This window comes from Candidatus Amarolinea dominans (genome assembly GCF_016704685.1).
Taxonomy (GTDB): domain Bacteria; phylum Chloroflexota; class Anaerolineae; order SSC4; family Amarolineaceae; genus Amarolinea; species Amarolinea dominans.
Genome location: NZ_JADIZS010000056.1, coordinates 1 through 5,305, shown reverse-complemented (window position 1 = coordinate 5,305; position 5,305 = coordinate 1). Strand labels below are relative to the sequence as shown.

Below are 5,305 nucleotides of genomic sequence, written 5' to 3'. Positions count from 1 at the left end.
CTGTAACCAACAAACTACACCCCAAGCATCGCAACCTGTTTTCTGCGGACGTTATTACCGTCACCGACCCGCGCCCCCCCCTGTGCGGACGGACGATGCCGCTGCTCGCGACTCTACGAAAGACCCGGTCAAACCTGGTTCGAGGTCGAACAGGCCCCTGGCATACGCCGCTAGCTCCCTGTGAGGCGTGACCGACCAGAGCAGCCTGGCGCAACCACAGCCTCGTGTCCCCTTGACTGGCATTCTGTGCGACAATTGCTGGCACACTACACGGCGATCATCGCCGGGCCAGAGGAGGACGGAGCAGATGGATGCCCAGATGAGGGGAGAGGACGGAATCAGGCCGGTGCCATCGAGTCCGATGGCGCCAAGCGCAGTGTGGGGAGGATGACGGAAGCGCAACAGGAACGCGCGGGTCGGATCGTGGCGCAGGTCTGCCGGGAGCGGCTGGACGAGGAGCGGTGCGATGAGCCAGCGTGAAGCGGTCCAGCAAAGTGAGCGAGAAGCACCTGGCGTGGATGGCTTACGTCTATATTCGGCAATCCACGCTCCAGCAAGTGGTACGCAACCCGGAGAGCCAGGTCAACCAACGGCAGATGAGGGGGCGGGCGATTGCGTTAGTGGTCGGCGGAGCGCATCGAAGTGATAGACGAAGATCAAGGGCGCTCAGGCAGCGACAGCGCAAATGTCGGAGCGGATTCCAACGACTGGTGACGGAAGTCAGCATGGGGCGGGTCGGCATCATCATCGGCTACGAAGTATGCGCTCTGCGCGGAACAACGGAGACTGGTATCATTTGCTTGACTTGGCGGCTGTATGCGACACGCTGATTGCCGACCACGACGGCGTCTACCATCCGCGGCAATTCAACGACCGGCTCTTGTTGGGACTGAAGGGGACAATGAGTGAGGCAGAACTCCACATTCTGGAAGTTCAACGGTTGGAAGAGGGCGGCTTAGGCAAGTGGAACGGGGAGCGTACCGCCAGGTGTTGCCGACGGGACTGGGACGGGCCGCCGACGGGCGGGGTGGAGAAAGACCCGGACGAGCGGGGTGCGGAGCATCGAGTTGGTGCTGGCAAAATTCGCCGAATTGGGGAGTTGCGGGCAGGTGTTGCACTACCTGCGGCGCAGAACTGCTGTTACCGCGCCGCCAGCCGCATGGAGCAGTGCGCGGAGAGATCGTGGAAGCCACCAACAGACACGGCGATCTACGAGATCGTGCGCAATCCGGCCTATGCGGGTGCGTTTGTATGGGCGAAGGCGCCACAGCCGGGACAGCCGCCAGCCGTGCGGGGGCGTCGGCCGCAAGAGGAATGGATCGCCATTGTGTGCGACGTCTACCCGGCCTACATTACGTGGGCGCAGTACGGAGCGAACCAGGCGCAGTTGGTCCGGAATGGACAGCGCACCGGCGGTGCAGATCTACGCCGTGGGCGCAACACGGGAAGGAGCCTGGTTTGCTGCAAGGACTGGCGGTGTGCGGACACTGCGGCTACCATCGTCGGGTGATGTACAAAGAAGGTTATCACCACTACCCGTGCCAGAACATGCGGCGCCGGTACGGCGTGGCGGCCTGTCCCACGATTCACGGGCCCAGGGTGGACGCGGCGGTCACACAAGCCTTCTTTGCGGCCCTGCGCCCGGCCAACCTCGACGTACTGGCAGAGGTATTAGCGGCACAGCGCACGGAACAGGAACAACTGACGGCGCAATGGGCCGCACAGGTCAAGCAAGCCGAGTACGAAGCGCAGCGGCGCAGCGGCAGTACAGCCAGGTCGAGCCGGAGAACCGACTGGTGGCGGGCGAACTGGAGCGGCGCGCTGGGAGGAAAAGCTGCGCCAGTTACGCAACGTCGAGGAAACGGCGCAGCGCTGGCGTGAACGCAACCGTGGTGCGCCGCAGGAGATCACGCCCGAGCTGCGTGAGCAATTTGCCCACCTCTCGGCGCACCTGCCCGCAGTATGGGAAGGTTGCACACCTGCACAGCGCAAAACCCTGCTGCGCAGCCTGGTCGAGCGCGTGATCCTGAGACGAGACATAGCCGACTGCGTGCATGTGCGCATCGTGTGGCTCTCCGGCCACTACACTGACTTGGAAGTGCAGACACCGGTCAGCGTGCAAACGGCCGTCAACGGCTATGCGGCGATGGTTGAACGAGTGGGCGCATTGCATGCGCAGGGCCTGGACGACACCCAGATTGCGGCGCAACTGAGTCGGGAGGGCTTCCACTCAGCACGGCGCAGCGATGTGGCGGAGGATGCCGTGACGACGATTCGGCATGCATACAGGTGGCTCGACCGAACCGGTCCTCGACCGGTCGTGCGCGAGGGATATCATACCGTCCCCGCACTGGCGCAACGCCTGGGCGTCAGGCCCCAGTGGGTCTACCGCCGACTGCATACCGGTCAGATCGAAGCCGAATACGTGACCCGCGACCCACAGACACAGCAGTACTGGATTCAGGATGATCCAGCATTGATATCGCGCCTGCAGATCCAGGCGTGATACTAATTGCAAGGTTAGGAGGGCATTGTGATGATACGATCGTCCCACAGCCGGGAAATCCGCAAAATCTCAATAGATACTCCTATGTCGGGAACCGACCACTGACGTCAGCATAATGCACCTCAAGTGAGTGTGGGATTGGGGATGGGTTGGGGTGGCCGCTGGATGTACCAGCGCCAGACGTGATTGTGCCAGATGCGATAGGTGAGCAGGGAACCCGCTTGCACCTGCTGGCGAATCTGCTCAGGACTGAGGCCCAGGGCGGACGGTGCGTCGGCCCTCGAGGATCAAATCCGGGGTCAGGGGTGCGGCGCCGCTGTAGCGGTGGTGATCCGCCTCTGTCAGGCGCACCCAGAGCGGGGCATGGGGTTGACGCTGTTCACCCACCAGTCGGCCGCGGCGATACCAGTCGCAGATCATGCCCGGCGAGACGTTGAGTTGTTGCGCCGCCTCGGTTGCCGAGAGCAACCCATCTCCGCGCGGGCCGGGTTGCCTGGCGGAGGGCCGCACGCGGTGGGGATGCGATATTTGATGCGTGCCTGACGCACGTTTTCCTTTGTCCAGGCGTGATGCGTCGCCGTCTGCCGCTTCGGCGTTCAGGATTTCGGCGATCCGATAGTCCGGCTCCGTTGCGGCAAGCTCCCGTAGCCGAGCCAGCACCGGTTGGGGCGTGCGACAGCCGGGACGCGGGCGTACTGTCACCCGGTGGCGGCGCCGGTCTGCCACAGCACCTGGATGCGGGTAAAGCCAACCTGACTGAAGCTGTCGAGGGTCACGGTTTTGATCAAGCAGCGCAGCAGGCGTTTGCGGTCGGCGTTCGTTGTGGTCGGCGCATGCCAGAGGGCAGGCAGATCTGCGGCCAGACGGCGGATTTGTGCCTGTTCTGCGCTGCTGAGTGGCAGAGGCGCTGTGGCTTGCAGTTCGGTCCAGGCCCGCTCGACCATTCGAACAGCGACGAGTTGTTCTTCCCACCGTCGTTCCAACTCGGCGGCGACCAGGCGGTTGTCTGGGTCCACCTGTTCGTAGCGCCGACGGGCGAGGGTGGCCTCGTAGCGGGCGTGTTCCAGGCGCTCCAGCCAATGGCGCTGTAACTGCTGACGTTCAGCCTCGGCCTGTTGGCTGGCGACCAATGCCAATTCGAGTTGAGCCGGTTGCACGGCGGCTAACAGAAGCTCGCTAACGGCGACATCCACGTGCGCCACGCCGAAGCGCTGGCAGCGGGGCTGGGCCAGGGCTTGGCTGAGCGCCTCGCAGACGTAGATAGGCTTGTTGCGGTAACGCGGGTGCCGCAGCGAGCGCACAAGACGATGCCTTGCAGCAAGGCCGACCCTTCCCGCGCCGGTCCGGCGGCAGCCATGGGCGCCAACTGACGATTTTCGGCCAGTTGTTTTTGGTTCTCCTGGTACTCAGCCCAGGTGATGTAGCCCTCGTGGGCGTCGGGTTTGAGCACAATCCATTTTTCCTGCGGCAATCGCTGCCGGCGCACTTTGCCCTGACTGCCCGGCAGGTGTTGACCCTGCGTACGACCATAGGCATAGACGCCAGCATAGATGGGACGTTTCAATATCTGATAGATGGTGGTGAAATCGGCCGGCCGCCACGCCACCAGGCGCCCCCCTAACCCATCAGATGTCAGGTACGGCAGGGTCAGTTGGTGGTCGCGGCAGTAGTGCAGGATACGGTGCGCACTGCCCAATTGGCGAAAGAGCGCAAAGACCAGGCGGATGGCGTCCTGCACCTGGCGGTCGGCGGTCAGCACGACTCCGGCCATCTGCAAGCCGATCATACCCCCACCGGCAGACGTAAGGCAAGTTCGCCGCGCCTGGCCTTGTTGAAGAGGGCGGCAGTCAGGTGGGTGCGCATGTTGTACCACTGGGCTTCGGGCAAAGGTGCCCTTGAGGCCGAGCAGCAGACGGTCATCGAACAGGCGCGGGTCGTAGATTCCGGCGGAATCGGAGATCAGGGTGGCGCAGAGAGAGGCCAGATCGAGAAGCCTATACCAGTCAGCGCAGTTGCGGGCCAGGCGCGAGACATCGGTGACCAAAATGATGCCAACCTGGGCGAGGCCAACGGCGCTAACCAACGTCTGAAAGCCGGTGCGCTCGGCGCTGGAGATGCCGGATTTGCCCAGGTCATCGTCAATGATCTGCACCTGCTCTGCGGGCCAACCGAGGCTGACGGCGTTGAGCGAGCTGGTATTGCAGGTCCTGGCTCTCCAAGTGCTCTTTGACCTGACCGGGAGTGGACTGGCGAATGTAGACCACGGCTTGACGAGCCAGATGGCCGGGTTGAATCTTAGTCGGGCTGGTCATGGCTGGCCTCCATCTGCTTGACCTTGACAAGGATCTGTGCCAGAATCAGCACAGCCTGCTTCTGCCGGCAATGAGGCAGACTCAGCCAGACATCCTGACTCCTGATAGAGGGAGGAGGAGGTTGTTGGGGTGAGGTGGACTGCGGGGCTAGTGAGTGTGACTGGGACATGGTGCGTTTCCTCCTTACGAGAGAGTTCGCACACCATGATAGCCAGTTGGCGCAGAATTGTCACGTGTACGGGAGGGAGGTCGGCCGAGATTATCGGCGAAAAATTCACGCTGTCCTCAACCGCACGACACCAGGCTTGTGGCACAAGCTGCCGGGCGCCTGCGTCCGTCTCGATGAGCCAGCATGGTTCATCCGCATGCGGACGCCGACCGTTTCGCAGCACTTTGACGATCTGTCCTAGCAAGGGGTGATGTGGCTGCACGATCCGACATGCCGCAGATCTGTAACCGCTTCGGGGGTAGTATGTTGATGTAACTC

7 protein-coding genes are annotated in these 5,305 nt (G+C 62.8%); 3 read left to right on the top strand and 4 right to left on the bottom strand.

Annotated elements, in window-relative coordinates:
• Positions 1 to 796 precede the first annotated feature (796 nt).
• The 3 genes from IPF85_RS23435 to IPF85_RS23425 all read left to right on the top strand — a co-directional run bounded on the left by IPF85_RS23435 (position 797) and on the right by IPF85_RS23425 (position 2,506).
• Positions 797 to 1,510 (top strand): recombinase family protein, encoded by a 714-nt coding sequence (locus IPF85_RS23435; RefSeq protein ID WP_343410468.1) that lies wholly within the window; start codon positions 797 to 799, stop codon positions 1,508 to 1,510.
• The gene (locus tag IPF85_RS23430) at positions 1,459 to 1,881 is read left to right on the top strand and encodes a zinc ribbon domain-containing protein (RefSeq protein ID WP_343410467.1); all 423 of its coding nucleotides are present in this window, start codon (positions 1,459 to 1,461) and stop codon (positions 1,879 to 1,881) included. The genes IPF85_RS23435 and IPF85_RS23430 overlap by 52 nt, the downstream gene beginning before the upstream one ends.
• A gap of 139 nt (positions 1,882 to 2,020) precedes the next feature.
• Positions 2,021 to 2,506, top strand: coding sequence for a hypothetical protein (locus IPF85_RS23425; RefSeq protein WP_343410466.1), 486 nt, complete (start codon positions 2,021 to 2,023; stop codon positions 2,504 to 2,506).
• A 243-nt stretch (positions 2,507 to 2,749) separates the two neighbouring features.
• Here the strand turns inward: IPF85_RS23425 and IPF85_RS23420 are convergent, their stop codons facing one another.
• From IPF85_RS23420 to IPF85_RS23405, 4 genes are read right to left on the bottom strand one after another with little or no spacing between them, the layout of a single operon-like run.
• On the bottom strand, positions 2,750 to 3,208 hold the full coding sequence (locus IPF85_RS23420; protein WP_343410465.1) for a hypothetical protein: 459 nt from the start codon (positions 3,206 to 3,208) through the stop codon (positions 2,750 to 2,752).
• Entirely contained in the window at positions 3,205 to 3,699 is a 495-nt protein-coding gene (locus IPF85_RS23415) for a hypothetical protein (RefSeq protein WP_343410464.1), read from the bottom strand. The genes IPF85_RS23420 and IPF85_RS23415 overlap by 4 nt, the downstream gene beginning before the upstream one ends.
• Positions 3,669 to 4,658 carry a recombinase family protein gene (locus IPF85_RS23410; RefSeq protein ID WP_343410463.1) on the bottom strand — a complete coding sequence of 330 codons (990 nt, stop codon included), beginning with the start codon at positions 4,656 to 4,658 and terminating at the stop codon, positions 3,669 to 3,671. The genes IPF85_RS23415 and IPF85_RS23410 overlap by 31 nt, the downstream gene beginning before the upstream one ends.
• Positions 4,645 to 4,818, bottom strand: coding sequence for a hypothetical protein (locus IPF85_RS23405; protein WP_343410462.1), 174 nt, complete (start codon positions 4,816 to 4,818; stop codon positions 4,645 to 4,647). Before IPF85_RS23405 ends, IPF85_RS23410 begins: the two co-directional genes overlap by 14 nt.
• Positions 4,819 to 5,305 lie beyond the last annotated feature (487 nt).